Here is a 14,268-nt window from a genome sequence, read left to right as displayed (position 1 = left end):
GATGCGCATCGTCTTCGCCGGAACTCCCGAGTTCGCCGTTCCCAGCCTGCAGGCGCTCGCCGCCGCGGAGCACGAAGTTGTCGGGGTGATCACGCGGGAAGATGCCCCGCTTGGACGCAAACGAGTGCTCACCCCCTCGCCGGTCGCGGTGGCGGCCGAAGAACTCGGAATCCCCATCCTCAAAGCGAACCGACTCGACGACGCGGCGACAGCCTGGGTCGCGGAACGCGCACCCGAACTGGGGGTGATCGTTGCCTACGGTGGCCTCGTCCGCGAACCGCTGTTGAGTCTCCCGGCTCACGGCTGGATTAACCTGCACTTCTCTGATCTCCCGCGGTGGCGCGGGGCCGCACCTGTGCAGCGCGCACTGGAAGCGGGGGAGCACACCCTCGGCGTGACTGTGTTCCGGCTCGTCGCCGCGCTCGATGCGGGCGACGTGCTCACCCGAGACTCCCGAGAGTTCCCGCCCGGGACGTCGGCGGGCGCGGCGCTCACCGAACTGTCCGATTTCGGCACGGCTGCGGTCCTCGCAGCTGTGCAGCTGCTTGCGGCGGACCCCGCCGCAGGGCAGGCACAGACGGGGACTGAGACGTACGCGCACAAGCTGAGCCGCGAAGATGGGCGGCTCGACCTGACGCGACCCGCCGATGCCGTGCTTGCCCACTGGGCCGGGGTCACCCCGGAACCCGGAGCCTACGTCACACACGATGAGCAGCCGATCAAGCTGCTGGAGCTTGCGCCGCGCAGCGAGACCGATGACACGCACGCACCCGGCACCGTCACACTTACGGGCAGTGTCGCGGTCCTCGCGACCGGCGCCGGATCGCTGGAGCTCCGCCGCGTGCAGCCAGCCGGAAAGCCCGGCATGGACGCGGCCGCCTGGTTACGCGGCCGTGGGGGACAGGCGGTGCTCGCATGAGCCCGGCAGCTCAGGGCGGGGAACGCTCGCAGGGTGGTCAGCGTTCTCAGGGCGGGCAGCGCTCGCAGGGCGGTCAGAACTCGCAGGGCGGGCGCGGACGTCGGCCGGGCAATCGCCCGCAGCGGGCTCCCCGCGCACACATTTCTGCCGCGCGGCTTGTCGCCTACGACGTGCTGCGCGACGTTGACGAGCGGGAGGCCTACGCAAACCTCGCGCTTCCCAGCCGCATCCGTGACGCGGAGCTTGACGGTCGTGACGCCGGCCTCGCCACGGAACTTGTGGCGGGCGCGCTGCGCTGGCGCGGCCGCTACGACCGCATTATTGAACTTGCCGCGGGGCGCGCCATCGCGGACATCGACTCACGCACCCGCAACGTGCTGCGCCTGGGTGTGCACCAGCTGCTCGGCATGCGCACCGCCGCGCACGCCGCGGTGAATGAAAGCGTGGAGCTGCAGCGGCGGGTCGGGAATCAGAACGCTGCGGGCTTCGTGAACGGCGTGCTGCGCGCCGTCGGCCGGCGCACCCCGGAAGAGTGGGACGCGGAGATCACCGAAACCGCCCGCACCGCCGACGATGCGCTCGCAACACGCACCTCGCACCCCACCTGGGTGCTGCGGGCGCTGCGCGATGCGCTTCGGAAAGAAGGGCGCGAGCAGGAACTCGAAGAACTGCTCGCCGCCGACAACGACGCCCCGCGGGTAAGTCTCGCGGTACTGCCGGGGTCCGGAGTGCTCCCGGCAGAGCTCGCCGATGATCTCGCCGATGATCTTGCCGAGAACGACGCAGAGCCCAACGGCCCCACGCTGAGTGCCACCGGGCCGTCGCCGCTCGGGCTCGAACTCTCGGGCGGCGACCCGGGGCGCGCGATCGCCGAGCTCGACGCCCCCGAGGGTCGTGTGCGGGTGCAAGACCAAGGCTCCCAGCTCGCGGCCCTCGCGCTGACCCGCTCGCGACCGGTGCGCGCCGGAGAGCGCTGGCTCGATCTCTGCGCCGGGCCTGGCGGGAAGACCGCGGTCCTCGGCGCTGAAGCGCTCGTGGGCGGGGCAACGGTCCGCGCCAATGAGGTCTCCGAACACCGCGCCGAGCTTGTGCGCCGTTCTGTGGCAGGGGTCGCGGAGGCCGTGGAAGTCGTATCTCACGACGGCCGCGAAGACGCCGCGTACGGCGGCGAGACCTTCGACAGGATCCTCGTCGACGCGCCCTGCACCGGGCTCGGTGCGCTCCGCCGTCGCCCGGAGGCGCGCTGGCGCAAACAGCCGTCCGACCTTCCAGAGCTCACCGCACTGCAGGCCGAGCTTCTCGATGCCGCGGTTGCGCACCTGGCACCGGGCGGCACGCTAGCCTACGTCACATGCTCACCGCACCTCGCCGAGACCCGTATTGCCGTGGAGCGGCTGCTGCAGCGCTCACCCGGGCTCATCGAGCTTGACGCGCGGGAGGCCCTGCGAGACGTGGCGCGGGGAGACATCGACATCGCGGGTGACGCGCTCAGCGCCCAGCTCTGGCCGCACCGCCACGGCACCGACGCGATGTTCGTGGCCCTCTTCCAGCGCGCGTAGCCCGGGCCGGGCTTTGCTCAGGCCACCACCGCGAACCACCGCCGAGAACGCAATCTCGCTCGTTGATGGAGCTTGCCACGTGCGTAAGTGAAGTTTTGGCGTGGGATGTGCCTGGATGAGTGTGAGTGCCTGGATGAGTGTGAGTGCCTGGATTGAGTGGGGGATTGGCAGGGTGTGGGCATTGACCCACCCTGCCCAGCCCGCGTCCTTCGCCCAGAACGCAATCTCGCACCTTTTTTGGGTCATTGAGGTGCGTGAATGCGGACTCGGTGAGGGTTTTGGTGGTGTGTGCATGAGTCAAGACAGAAAACTCCTGGCGAGCAGGTCGTCTGGCGCGTTGTGATGCCTTGCAGAGTGCGAGAGTGCGAGAGTGCGAGAGTGCGAGAGTGCGAGAGCGAGGTTCCGGCACCGGCGGGGTAGGCGAGTAGGGTGGCGCGGTGTGGGCAGGAACGGGCTGTGGGCACAGGGCGGCCGGCTCAGGCTAGGGGAATCACACCGCCTCACCAAGCCAAACATCACTCTGCTCTCATCAGCCTGCTCTCCTCACTCTGCTCTCATCAGCCTGCGCTCCTCACCCTTCCTGGCCCCTCCTCGTCCTTGCCCGCATGCACTGTCGCTGAGAACGCAATCGCGCACCTTTCGGAGGCGGATGAGGTGCCAAATTGCGGGGTCGGCGCAAGACTGGGGCGCGCGTAGAATGGGAACGTGACCGCGCAGCGCATTAACCCCAGCATTCTGTCCGCCGACTTCGTGAACCTTCAGGCCGAGCTTGAGGCGATCCGCACGGCGGATCTCGTCCACGTCGACGTCATGGACAACCACTTCGTACCGAACCTCACGATGGGCCCGCCGATCGTGGAGCGCATCCAGGCAGTGTCCCCGGTCCCGCTCGACGTGCACCTCATGATCGCCGACGCCGACCGCTGGGCGCCGGGCTACGCTGAGCTCGGCGCGTACTCCGTCACCTTCCACGCCGAAGCGGCGGCCGATCCGGTCGCCCTCGCCCGCAAGATCCGCGACATCGGTGCCCGCGCCGGCATCGCGCTCAAGCCCGGCACCGACCCCGAACCCTACTTGGAGTTGCTGCCCGAGTTCGATCAGGTCCTGGTCATGACTGTCGAGCCCGGCTTCGGTGGCCAGTCGTTCATGGCAGACATGATGCCGAAGCTGCAGCGGTTCGCCGAGGCGAAGTCTCGGCTCGGCCTCGACCTGTGGCTGCAGGTGGATGGCGGGATCACGAAGGACACGATCGGGATCGCCGCAGAAGCTGGGGCCGACACATTTGTGGCTGGATCGGCGGTGTATGGCGGGGTCCCCGAGGACCGCATCGCGGAGCTCCGAGTGGCCGCGGCGAAGCACACACACTAGCTCGCCGCGCCCGGCGGGAGAGGGCCATGTGCCCATCCGGCCGGTGGCCGTGCGCGCGGCCGGACAGAAACGCGGTAGTGTGGTCCTGTGAAGTCGTTTGACGATCTGTTCGCGGAACTCAGCGCGAAGGCCATCTCCCGCCCCGAGGGGAGCGACACTGTCGCGCGCCTCGACGCCGGTATCCACTCGATCGGGAAGAAGATCGTGGAGGAGGCCGCCGAGGTCTGGATGGCCGCGGAGCACGAGTCCGACGCCGAGTGCGCTGAGGAAATTAGCCAGCTGCTCTACCACTTGCAGGTGCTCATGCTCGCTAAGGGTTTGACCCTCGAGGACGTGTACACGCATCTGTAGCGTCGGTGCCCTTTCGCGCGCCGACGCTTGCCGCTGACCTCACCATCACCCGGCACGCTGCAGATTCGGCTGCCACCACGGAAGGAATCCCTCCACTCATGCTTCGCATCGCCGTCCCCAACAAGGGATCGCTGTCAGAGATCGCCGCCGACATGCTGACGGAGGCGGGCTATTCGGGCCGCCGCGACAGCCGCAAGCTTGTCCACGCGGACACCCGCAATGATGTCGAGTTTTTCTACCTGCGCCCCCGTGACATCGCGACCTATGTGGGCTCCGGTGCCCTCGATGTCGGCATCACTGGCCGGGATCTGCTGCTCGACTCGGGTTCCGCCGCGACGGAGATCGAGACGCTTGAATTTGGCGACTCCACGTTCCGTTTCGCGGCGCCCGCCGGGGGCGAACTCTCGGAGCTGGAACACCTCGCCGGGAAGCGGATCGCGACGAGTTACCCGCAGCTTGTTGACGACTTCCTGCGCGCGCGCGGGATCGTCTCCTCGCTCGTCAAGCTCGACGGTGCCGTCGAGTCGGCGGTGCAACTGGGTGTTGCCGACGCCGTGGCGGATGTGGTGTCGACAGGTGCGACGCTGCGTGCGGCCGGCCTGGAAATCTTCGGCCCGGTCATCCTCGAGTCGACCGCGGTGCTGATCGGCGGCCCAAACGAACACCCCGGGATCGAGCGACTGTTGCGCCGCCTCCGCGGTGTGCTCGTGGCCCGCAAGTATGTGCTGATGGACTACGACCTGCCCGCGGACCAGCTTGAGGCTGCGTCCCAGGTGGCCGGTGGCATGGAGTCGCCGACGGTGTCGCCGCTGAAGGACGAGGCCTGGGTGGCCGTCCGTGTGATGGTGCGTGCGGATGAGGCGAACACGATCATGGACGAGCTGTACGACCTGGGTGCGCGCGCAATTCTGGTGACGCCGATCCACGCTGCACGGCTGTAACGGGGGAGCGGATCATGACTCTCGCAACTCGGGTGATCCCCTGTCTTGACGTCGCCGCAGGCCGCGTCGTGAAGGGCGTGAACTTTCTGAACCTGCGTGATGCAGGGGACCCGGTCGAGCTCGCCGCGCGCTACGCAGAGCAGGGCGCCGATGAGCTCACGTTCCTCGATGTCACCGCCACGGTCGACGATCGGTCCACAACCTACGACGTGGTCCAGCGCACCGCCGAGCAGGTTTTTATCCCGCTGACAGTCGGCGGCGGGGTGCGCAGCGCTGAGGACGTGGCGCGCCTGCTTGGCGTCGGTGCGGACAAAGTCGGAATCAACAGCGGGGCAATTGCGCGTCCCGAGGTGATCGGCGAGATCGCGGATCGCTTCGGCGCGCAGGTGCTTGTGCTGTCGCTCGACGTGAAGCGGAGCGATCGCATGCCCTCCGGCTTTGTGGTGACCACCCACGGTGGCAAACGCGAAACCGACCTCGACGCGATCGCCTGGTGCAAGGAAGCGGTGGAACGCGGGGCCGGCGAATTGCTCGTGAACTCGATGGACGCCGACGGCACACAGGAGGGCTTCGACCTGGAGCTCACGGCACTGGTTCGCGCCGTCTCCGATGTTCCCGTCATCGCGTCTGGCGGCGCGGGCAAGCTCGAACACTTCGCGCCCGCCGTGGCGGCTGGGGCCGACGCGGTGCTCGCCGCCTCGGTATTCCACTACAACACCTTCACGATCGGTGAGGTGAAGCGGGCGCTCGCTGATGCGGGCCACACCGTGCGCCTGACCGGCGACACAGCGACGGGAGCGTAAACCGTGACCACAAACTCGGTTCCCGCGGAAATTCGCTTCGATGAAAGTGGACTGCTCCCGGCGATCATTCAGGACGACGCCTCCGGCGAGGTGCTGATGCTCGCCTGGATGGACCACGAGGCGCTGCAGCGCACGCTGACCACGGGACGGGTGACCTTCTGGTCTCGCTCCCGGGGAGAGTACTGGCGCAAGGGCGACACCTCCGGTCACCGCCAGTATGTCCGAAGCGTTGCGATGGACTGCGACGGCGACACGTTGCTCGTCCGCGTCGAGCAGCTCGGTGCGGCCTGCCACACGGGAACGCGCAGCTGCTTCACCGGCCGCGAGATCCCGGCGATCGTCGGTGACTCTGCGGCACCGGACGCCTGATCCGCATCACCTGAACGCTCGGGTGCGTTAGGGCCCGCCTCGCCCGATAGGCTGAGACGGTGACCCTGACGACCACTCGCGCAGCGTTTGACGCCGCGCGCACCACCCACGCTGTGATCCCCGTCTGCCGCGAGGTGTTCGCTGACGCGGATACTCCGGTCAGCATCTACCGAAAGGTCGCCGGATCGCGCGCCGGCACCTTCTTGCTGGAATCCGCGGAGCAGGGCGGCGTGTGGACGCGCTTCAGCTTCGTGGGGGCCGGCAGCTTCGGCGTGCTGAGCGAGCGCGATGGCCGTGCCCACTGGGTCCCCGGTTCCGCTGCGGAGGTCTCCGAGGAGCGCCTGCTCCCAGGCGGCCTGGGGCATCTCGCACCCGTTGCCGCACTGCAGGCTGTGTACGAGCGCTGGCGCGCCCCGCAGGTGGCCGGTCTGCCGCCCCTCGCGAGCGGCTTCGTCGGGTACCTCGGCTGGGACACGGTCCGGGAGTTCGAGCGCCTCGAGCACGGCCCGACACACGGTCCTGGGCTGCCGACGCAGGGTCTCAGTTTTGTGTCTGAGCTCGTGGTGATTGATCACCGTGAGGGCAGCGTGGTGCTGCTCGCCAACGTGCTCAATGACGCCGCGCACGCGGATGGAGCGCCGGATCATGCCGCGACGACTGCCGACGCCCAGTGGGCTGACGCGCAGGCCCGGCTTGACGCGCTCCAGGCCGCACTTGCGGCCCCGATTGCCTCGCCGCTGGGTGTGCTCGACCGCGACGCGATGCCGGATCCGGCCCGCCTCACCACGACGCCAGAGTTTATGGCCGCGGTCGATGTCGCGAAGCGCCACATCGTGGACGGTGATGTGTTCCAGGTTGTGCCCTCACAGCGCTTCGACCAGGAGTGCAGCGCGGCGCCGCTCGATGTATACCGTGTGCTGCGCCACCTGAACCCGAGCCCGTATTTGTACCTGCTGCAGCTCGAGGACGCTGACGGCCAGCCGTTCGCCGTTGTCGGATCGAGTCCCGAAGCGCTCGTCACCGTCCAGGAGGACGGCCACGTGCGCACCCACCCGATCGCGGGTTCCCGGCCCCGCGGCGCGACGGTTGAAGAAGACCAGCTGCATGAGCGCGAACTGCTCGCGGACGAAAAGGAACGCGCTGAGCATCTGATGCTTGTGGATCTCGCCCGGAATGATCTGCTGCGCGCCTGCGAGCCGTCCTCCGTGGAAGTCACCGAGTTCATGCGCGTGGAACGCTACAGCCACATCATGCATATCGTGTCAACAGTTGAGGGCCAGTCGCGGCCGGATCAGAGCCCGATTGATGTGTTCCGTGCCACGTTCCCTGCCGGAACGCTCTCGGGTGCTCCGAAGCCGCGTGCACTCGAGATTATTGACGCCCTGGAGCCCGTCCGTCGCGGTGTGTACGGTGGCGTGGTCGGCTACTTCGGCCTCGGGGGTGCCGCGGATCTCGCAATTGCGATCCGTACCGCCACGATCAAAGATGGCGTGGCGATGGTGCAGGCCGGTGCGGGAATTGTTGCGGACTCGGTGCCCGAGTCCGAGGACGCGGAGTGCCGCAGTAAGGCCGCCGCTCCACTGCGCGCCATTGCCATCGCGAACACGCTGCATGATCTGAAGGGGGCGCACGATGCGCGCTAAGTTGCTGTCGCTCGGAGGTATCGCGGTGGCCGGCGGTGTGGGCCTGATGGCCGGCGCCCAGCCCTGGGTGTCGTTTATGTTGGACGGGACCCACGAGCTTGTTCCGGTCACCGGGCACGAGGTCAACCCCGCCCTGTCCCCGGTTGCAATCGCACTGGTCGCAGCGGCGCTGGCGTTGACAATCGCGGGTCCGGTGTTCCGGCGGGTGCTCGGTGGCCTCGTTGTCCTTCTCGGGGCCGGGCTTGTTGCACTCACTGCGGGGGTGATTGCGAACCCGCTCGCCGCCGTGACTGGCAAGATCACTGAGCTCACCGGAATCACCGGGGGTGCTGCGACAAATGCCGTGGTGTGGAGTCAGCTCTCGACGTGGGCGTGGGTCAGCGTCTTCGCTGGTGTCGCCGCCGCGGTAATCGGTCTTCTTGTCGTGGTCTTCGGGGGTCGCTGGGTGACCGGCGGTCGGAAGTATGACACCGGCGGTGCAGCGAGCAAACGCGCCGACGGCGGAACCGATCGGATCTCGGACTGGGACGCGCTGAGCGACGGCGACGACCCGACCGCAGAAATCCGCTAGGCTTGACCTGTACAACCCCGTTCAGAGGAGATTCATGAGTACCCAGCACGGAGACCCCGGTCACGGTGATTCGCCAGCCGCATGGACGGCGGTCGTAGTGATGCTGCTTGGCGTTGCCGCCGGCACCGTCTTCTTCTTCCTGCACAACGCCACCATGGTGTGGGTGTGCGCCGGCATCGTCCTCGTGGGCGCAGTGTTGGGCTGGGTCCTTGCGAAGGCCGGTTACGGCGTCAACGGGCCCAAGTTCACACCCAAGCCGCACGAGTAGAGTGCTCGAGCAACTGCTCGCGGGTTCCCTCGAGGACGCGCAGGCTCGCCAGGAGCTTCGGCCTACCGCTCAGGTGGAGGCCGAAGCTCTTCGGCGTCCCCCCGCCCTTGACGCGCTCGCGGCGCTCGCCCCCGCTGACCACATGAAGGTCATCGCTGAGGTGAAGCGCGCGAGCCCCTCGCGCGGCCACCTCGCCGAGATCCCTGAGCCCCAGACGCTCGCCGCTCAGTACGAGGCGGGCGGCGCAAGCGTGGTGAGCGTGCTCACCGAGGAACGGAAGTTCAAGGGCTCGCTCGCTGACCTGGACGCGGTCCGTAAGGCCGTGAGTATCCCGGTGCTCCGCAAGGAGTTCATCGGGGACGAGTACCAGGTCCTCGAGGCACGTGCCGCGGGCGCTGATCTTGTGCTGCTCATCGTTGCTGCGTTGCCGCAGGATCGGCTTGCGGCCCTGTACACGATGGTGCGCGAACTCGGCATGACGCCGCTCGTTGAGGCACACTCCGCCGATGAGGTGACGCGCGCAGTTGATCTGGGCTCGCAGCTGATCGGTGTGAACGCGCGTGATCTGCGGACTTTTGAACTTGATCGTGATTTGTTCGGCCGTGTGGCCGATCAGATCCCCGCTGGCGTGGTCCGTGTGGCCGAGTCTGCGGTGCTGGGCGTCGCTGACGTGCAGCACTACCGCGAGGCCGGTGCCGATGCCGTGCTTGTGGGTGAAGCGCTCGTCACCAGCGACCCCGTCGCGACGCTGCAGTCGTATCTCAGCGTCTGACCCTGAGGAACTCCATGACACACCTGCCCGAGCCCGCATCGACGCCCGCTGAGGCCTCGGGCGGGCACGTCACGTCCCTGCGCGATCAGCACGGCCCCTTCTTCGGCGACTTCGGTGGCCGGTTCATGCCGGAATCCCTGATCGCCGCCATCGATGAACTGACTGTCGCCTACGAGGCGGCGCAGGCGGATCCCGTGTTCCGCGCCGAACTCGTCGAGCTCCTCGAATCGTATGCGGGCAGGCCGTCGCCGATCACTGAGGTGCCGCGGTTTGCCGCGCACGCGGGCGGCGCACGGATCTTCTTGAAGCGGGAAGACCTGAACCATACGGGCTCCCACAAGATCAATAACGTGCTCGGCCAGGCGCTGCTGACGCAGCGACTCGGCAAGCGCCGGGTCATCGCCGAGACCGGCGCGGGGCAGCACGGTGTTGCGACCGCGACCGCCGCAGCACTCTTCGGGCTGGAATGCACAATCTACATGGGCGAGGTCGACACCGAGCGCCAGGCGCTCAATGTTGCACGCATGCGCCTTTTGGGTGCGGAAGTGATCCCGGTGCGCACCGGTTCCCGAACGCTGAAGGATGCGATCAACGAGGCCTACCGTGACTGGGTCGCAACCGTGGATCACACAAACTACATCTTCGGCACGGCCGCTGGCCCGCACCCGTTCCCCGCGATGGTGCGCGACTTCCAGAAGATCATCTCGGAGGAGGCGCGCGCGCAGCTCCTCGAGCGTGTGGGGCGACTGCCCGACGCGGTCGTGGCCTGTGTGGGCGGGGGATCGAACGCGATCGGCATGTTCGACGCGTTCCTCGACGATGCTGACGTCCGGATTTACGGCGTTGAGGCCGCGGGCGACGGCGTCGACACCCCCCGGCACGCAGCATCGATCGAACGGGGACGCCCCGGGATCCTGCACGGTGCGCGCACGTTTGTGCTGCAAGACGATGACGGTCAGACGATCGAGTCGCATTCGATCTCGGCCGGGCTCGATTATCCGGGCGTCGGACCTGAGCATGCCTGGCTCGCGGACATCGGCCGCGCGGAGTACATTCCCGCCACCGACGACGAGGCCATGCAGGCGCTGCGCTTGCTCAGTCGCACCGAGGGCATTATTCCCGCGATCGAGTCGGCCCACGCACTCGCGGGCGCACTGCGCCTCGGCCGAGAGCTCGGGCCCGACGCGGTGATTGCCGTCAGCCTTTCTGGGCGCGGCGACAAGGACATGGCTACGGCGGGCCGCTACTTCGGCCTGTTCGACAACGAGGCGGAGATCCAGGAATGAGCGTCACCACCCAGTCTCGCGTCGCGGAGACGATTCGTGCGGCGAATGCGGAGCGGCGCGGTGCGCTGATCGGCTACCTGCCCGTCGGGTTCCCCGATCTGGACACAAGCGTCGAGGCCGCCATCGCGATGGTGCACGCCGGCGTCGACGTACTCGAGTTCGGCGTTCCCTACTCCGATCCTGTGATGGACGGTGCAATCATCCAGGAAGCCACGCAGACCGCGCTGGCTGGTGGGTTCCGACTCGCACACGTGTTTGACGCAGTCCGCCGGGTGCGCGACGCTGTCGATGTTCCGGTGCTCATCATGACCTACTGGAACCCCGTCATGCAGTACGGTGTGGACCGCTTCGCGGCGGATCTCGCCGCTGCCGGCGGTGCCGGGCTCATCACGCCGGACATCACGCCGGAGGCTGCAGCCGACTGGATCGAGACGAGCGATCGGCACGGTCTCGACCGCGTGTTTCTCGCCGCTCCAAGCTCGAGCGATGAGCGCCTCGCGCTGGTGGCCGCCTCGACAACTGGCTTCGTGTACACAGTCTCCACAATGGGGATCACGGGCGAACGCGCTGAGCTCGATGCTGCGGCTCGTGGCCTGACCGCGCGGCTTCGCGCGCAGGGAGCCGAACTCGCCTGTGTTGGCATTGGGATCTCGACCGCGGAGCAGGTTGCTGCCGCGCTCGACTACGCCGATGGCGCGATCGTCGGCACCGCGTTTGTGCGTGCGCTCCGCGACGGTGGAGTTCCGCAGCTCGCGGAAACCGTGCGCCAGATCGCCGCGGGAACCGCTGCCCGCTAGAATGACCTTGACGGCCGCGCCTCCGGCGCGGCACCACCCGTAGCTTCCCGCGGCGCTGCCGCAGGCGAAAGAGGAGTGAATGATTCTCCCACTGAGCATCCCGAGCCCTGAGATGCAGTTCCTTCAGATCGGTCCGTTGCGGATCTATTTCTACGCGCTCTGCATCATTGTGGGGATCGTGCTCGCCGCGATCTGGACCGCGCGCCGGATCGGCGAGCGCGGCGGCGAACGCGGCGCGGTGTTCGACTTCCTCGTGTGGTCGCTGGTGCTCGGTATCGTCGGGGCTCGCCTGTACCACGTTGTCACACACTGGGGCGACTACTTTGGCGCCGGCAAAAACCCGCTCGAGATCCTCGCATTCTGGAACGGCGGCATCGCTATCTTCGGCGCCCTGATCGGCGGCGGCATTGGTGTGCTCATTGCCTCGAAGATCTCCGGGATCCGGTTCTGGTCATTCGCGGACGCGCTTGTCCCGGGCCTCCTGCTCGCGCAGGCGGTGGGTCGCCTCGGCAACTGGTTCAACCATGAGCTCTTCGGCGGGCCGACGACCCTGCCCTGGGGCCTCGAGATCGAATCCAGCAACGCCGCTTTCCCGATTGGCCTGCCCGAGGGCACCCTGTTCCACCCGACCTTCCTCTACGAGGCGCTGTGGAACATCCTTGGCATCATCGTCCTGCTCGCGATCGAGCGCAAGTGGCGCCCGCGCTGGGGCATGTTCTTCGCGATGTACCTCGTCTGGTACGGCATCGGCCGCGCCTTTACCGAGTCGCTCCGCGTTGATCCGAGCCTGCTCTTCCTGGGCATCCGTACGAACGTGCTCGCCGCGCTGCTCGCAATTGTTGTCGGCATCGTTGTCTACATCGTGCAGCGTCGTCGCCACGTCGGCATTGAGACCTCGGTGTACCTGCCGGGCCGGAGCAACCCGCTCGACTCGGTCCTGAGTGACACCGCAAATCCTGAGGAGTTTTACCACGTGCTCGATCACGGGGACACGCCGGCCGGGGCAATTGCCGCCGAGTCCGCCGCCCCCGCGAGCGCCGCAGTGCCTTCGAAGTCCGAATAACCAACAAGGAGTGTAGATGCGCCACGCCAAGATCGTTGCCACATGGGGCCCCGCGGTCTCCAGCTACGACCACACGCTCGAACTGATTCGGGCCGGTGTCAATGTCGCCCGGCTCAACATGTCGCACGGAACCTACAACGTGCACGAGGGAATCTACCGGAACATTCGGCGCGCTGAGATCGAGGTCGGACGCCCGATCGCGGTGCTCGCGGACCTGCAGGGACCGAAGATCCGGCTGGGGAAGTTCGAGGGCGGTCCGTACCAGCTTGAAGTGGGCGACGAATTCGCGATCACGACGCGTGACGTCGTGGGTACCCGCGAACTGGCGGGCACGACGCACAAGGGCCTTCCCGGCGACGTGAAGCCCGGGGACCCGCTCCTCGTGGACGACGGCAAGGTGGGTCTGCGCGCAGTGCGGGTGACCGAGGATACCGTGTATACCACGGTTGAGATCCCCGGCGCCGTGTCGAACAACAAGGGAATCAACCTGCCCGGCGTCGCGGTCAACGTTCCGGCGCTGTCCGAGAAGGACGAGCAGGATCTCCGCTGGGCGCTTGCGCTCGGTGCCGACTACATTGCCCTCTCCTTCGTGCGTGACGCTGCAGACATCACCCGCGTCCACGAAATCATGGACGAGGAGGGCACGCGGCTCCCGGTGATCGCGAAGATCGAGAAGCCGCAGGCTGTTGAGAACCTCGAAGAGATCGTCGCGGCGTTCGACGGCATCATGGTGGCCCGTGGAGACCTGGGCGTCGAGATGCCGCTCGAGCGTGTCCCCGTGGTGCAGGCCGAGGCGGTCGCGCTTGCGCGGCGCAACGCGAAGCCCGTCATCGTGGCCACGCAGGTGCTCGAATCGATGATCGAGAACCCGCGCCCCACCCGTGCAGAGGCCTCCGACTGCGCCAACGCGGTGCTCGACGGTGCCGATGCGGTGATGCTTTCCGGCGAGACAAGCGTGGGTGCGTATCCCGTCGAGGCGGTGGCAACCATGGCCCGCATCATTGAGGCCACCGAAGAACACGCGCTCGATCGAATCGAGCCGCTGGGCGCTGAACCCCGCAGCCAGGGCGGCGCGCTGACCCTCGCCGCCTCCGAGGTTGCCGACTTCATCGGTGCTCGCTATATCTGCGTGTTCACGGAGTCCGGCGATACCGTGCGACGCATGTCGCGCCTACGCCGGCCGATCCCGATCCTCGGCTTCACTCCCGATCCCGGCACGCGTCGGCGCATGGAGCTCACCTGGGGTGCTCGCAGCTACGAGGTGCCACGCGTCGACAGCACGGATGAGATGTTCGCGCAGGCTGACGAGCTCCTGCTCGAAAAGTCGCGCGCGAAGATCGGCGAGAAGGTTGTCATCATCGCCGGATCCCCTCCCGGGATTGTCGGCACCACAAACACGCTTCGGATCCACCGCATGGGGGAGACAAGCGGGCAGTTGCCCGAGGCGGGGCCGCGCAAGCACACCCTTCAGGGCGAAGGCGCGTAGTGTTCGGGCGTGCTGCAGCCGGGGTCGGGCGACCGACCCCGGCTTGGCGGGCTCACCGCCTCGGGAACTCGC

15 protein-coding genes are annotated in these 14,268 nt (G+C 67.4%); all 15 read left to right on the top strand.

Annotated features, from left to right (window positions below):
• Position 1 precedes the first annotated feature (1 nt).
• A complete protein-coding gene (locus FM113_RS11865; RefSeq protein WP_087014950.1) occupies positions 2-919 on the top strand; it encodes a methionyl-tRNA formyltransferase in 918 nt (305 codons plus the stop codon).
• A complete protein-coding gene (locus FM113_RS11860; RefSeq protein WP_176387198.1) occupies positions 916-2,478 on the top strand; it encodes an RsmB/NOP family class I SAM-dependent RNA methyltransferase in 1,563 nt (520 codons plus the stop codon). The genes FM113_RS11865 and FM113_RS11860 overlap by 4 nt, the downstream gene beginning before the upstream one ends.
• 705 nt (positions 2,479-3,183) lie before the next feature.
• The gene (gene rpe, locus FM113_RS11855; protein WP_087014948.1) at positions 3,184-3,846 is read left to right on the top strand and encodes a ribulose-phosphate 3-epimerase; all 663 of its coding nucleotides are present in this window, start codon (positions 3,184-3,186) and stop codon (positions 3,844-3,846) included.
• An 87-nt stretch (positions 3,847-3,933) separates the two neighbouring features.
• Positions 3,934-4,197 carry a phosphoribosyl-ATP diphosphatase gene (locus FM113_RS11850; protein WP_087014946.1) on the top strand — a complete coding sequence of 88 codons (264 nt, stop codon included), beginning with the start codon at positions 3,934-3,936 and terminating at the stop codon, positions 4,195-4,197.
• Between the two features lie 98 nt (positions 4,198-4,295).
• Positions 4,296-5,138: an ATP phosphoribosyltransferase gene (gene hisG / locus FM113_RS11845; protein ID WP_087014970.1), complete on the top strand. Its 843-nt coding sequence runs from the start codon at positions 4,296-4,298 to the stop codon at positions 5,136-5,138.
• A gap of 14 nt (positions 5,139-5,152) precedes the next feature.
• Entirely contained in the window at positions 5,153-5,941 is a 789-nt protein-coding gene (gene hisF, locus FM113_RS11840; protein WP_087014945.1) for an imidazole glycerol phosphate synthase subunit HisF, read from the top strand.
• Between the two features lie 3 nt (positions 5,942-5,944).
• On the top strand, positions 5,945-6,310 hold the full coding sequence (gene hisI, locus FM113_RS11835) for a phosphoribosyl-AMP cyclohydrolase (protein WP_087014943.1): 366 nt from the start codon (positions 5,945-5,947) through the stop codon (positions 6,308-6,310).
• A 59-nt stretch (positions 6,311-6,369) separates the two neighbouring features.
• A complete protein-coding gene (locus tag FM113_RS11830) occupies positions 6,370-7,953 on the top strand; it encodes an anthranilate synthase component I (RefSeq protein ID WP_087014941.1) in 1,584 nt (527 codons plus the stop codon).
• Positions 7,943-8,524, top strand: a complete 582-nt coding sequence (locus tag FM113_RS11825; protein WP_087014939.1) for a Trp biosynthesis-associated membrane protein — start codon at positions 7,943-7,945, stop codon at positions 8,522-8,524. The genes FM113_RS11830 and FM113_RS11825 overlap by 11 nt, the downstream gene beginning before the upstream one ends.
• A gap of 34 nt (positions 8,525-8,558) precedes the next feature.
• Entirely contained in the window at positions 8,559-8,792 is a 234-nt protein-coding gene (locus FM113_RS11820) for a DUF6704 family protein (RefSeq protein WP_087014937.1), read from the top strand.
• 1 nt (position 8,793) lies between these two features.
• Positions 8,794-9,564 carry an indole-3-glycerol phosphate synthase TrpC gene (gene trpC / locus FM113_RS11815; RefSeq protein ID WP_087014935.1) on the top strand — a complete coding sequence of 257 codons (771 nt, stop codon included), beginning with the start codon at positions 8,794-8,796 and terminating at the stop codon, positions 9,562-9,564.
• 14 nt (positions 9,565-9,578) lie between these two features.
• Positions 9,579-10,850, top strand: a complete 1,272-nt coding sequence (gene trpB, locus FM113_RS11810; protein WP_087014933.1) for a tryptophan synthase subunit beta — start codon at positions 9,579-9,581, stop codon at positions 10,848-10,850.
• Positions 10,847-11,647, top strand: a complete 801-nt coding sequence (gene trpA / locus FM113_RS11805) for a tryptophan synthase subunit alpha (protein WP_087014931.1) — start codon at positions 10,847-10,849, stop codon at positions 11,645-11,647. The genes trpB and trpA overlap by 4 nt, the downstream gene beginning before the upstream one ends.
• A 79-nt stretch (positions 11,648-11,726) precedes the next feature.
• Positions 11,727-12,710, top strand: a complete 984-nt coding sequence (gene lgt / locus FM113_RS11800; protein WP_087014929.1) for a prolipoprotein diacylglyceryl transferase — start codon at positions 11,727-11,729, stop codon at positions 12,708-12,710.
• 16 nt (positions 12,711-12,726) lie between these two features.
• Positions 12,727-14,196, top strand: coding sequence for a pyruvate kinase (pyk, locus tag FM113_RS11795; protein WP_087014927.1), 1,470 nt, complete (start codon positions 12,727-12,729; stop codon positions 14,194-14,196).
• The last annotated feature ends 72 nt before the right edge of the window (positions 14,197-14,268 follow it).

Origin of the sequence: Leucobacter sp. 7(1) (assembly GCF_900163635.1) — a bacterium.
In the GTDB taxonomy this organism is placed as follows: domain Bacteria; phylum Actinomycetota; class Actinomycetes; order Actinomycetales; family Microbacteriaceae; genus Leucobacter.
Note: the sequence above shows the minus strand (reverse complement) of the source record. Positions and strands in the feature narration are given on the sequence as shown.

Excerpts from the sequence above, each read along its gene's own strand:
- FM113_RS11865 (WP_087014950.1), top strand. The coding sequence starts at position 2 with ATGCGCATCGTCTTCGCCGGAACTCCCGAGTTCGCCGTTCCCAGCCTG.
- pyk (WP_087014927.1), top strand. The coding sequence starts at position 12,727 with ATGCGCCACGCCAAGATCGTTGCCACATGGGGCCCCGCGGTCTCCAGC.
- trpA (WP_087014931.1), top strand. The coding sequence starts at position 10,847 with ATGAGCGTCACCACCCAGTCTCGCGTCGCGGAGACGATTCGTGCGGCG.
- FM113_RS11820 (WP_087014937.1), top strand. The coding sequence starts at position 8,559 with ATGAGTACCCAGCACGGAGACCCCGGTCACGGTGATTCGCCAGCCGCA.
- trpB (WP_087014933.1), top strand. The coding sequence starts at position 9,579 with ATGACACACCTGCCCGAGCCCGCATCGACGCCCGCTGAGGCCTCGGGC.
- FM113_RS11825 (WP_087014939.1), top strand. The coding sequence starts at position 7,943 with ATGCGCGCTAAGTTGCTGTCGCTCGGAGGTATCGCGGTGGCCGGCGGT.
- lgt (WP_087014929.1), top strand. The coding sequence starts at position 11,727 with ATGATTCTCCCACTGAGCATCCCGAGCCCTGAGATGCAGTTCCTTCAG.
- hisF (WP_087014945.1), top strand. The coding sequence starts at position 5,153 with ATGACTCTCGCAACTCGGGTGATCCCCTGTCTTGACGTCGCCGCAGGC.
- FM113_RS11860 (WP_176387198.1), top strand. The coding sequence starts at position 916 with ATGAGCCCGGCAGCTCAGGGCGGGGAACGCTCGCAGGGTGGTCAGCGT.
- hisG (WP_087014970.1), top strand. The coding sequence starts at position 4,296 with ATGCTTCGCATCGCCGTCCCCAACAAGGGATCGCTGTCAGAGATCGCC.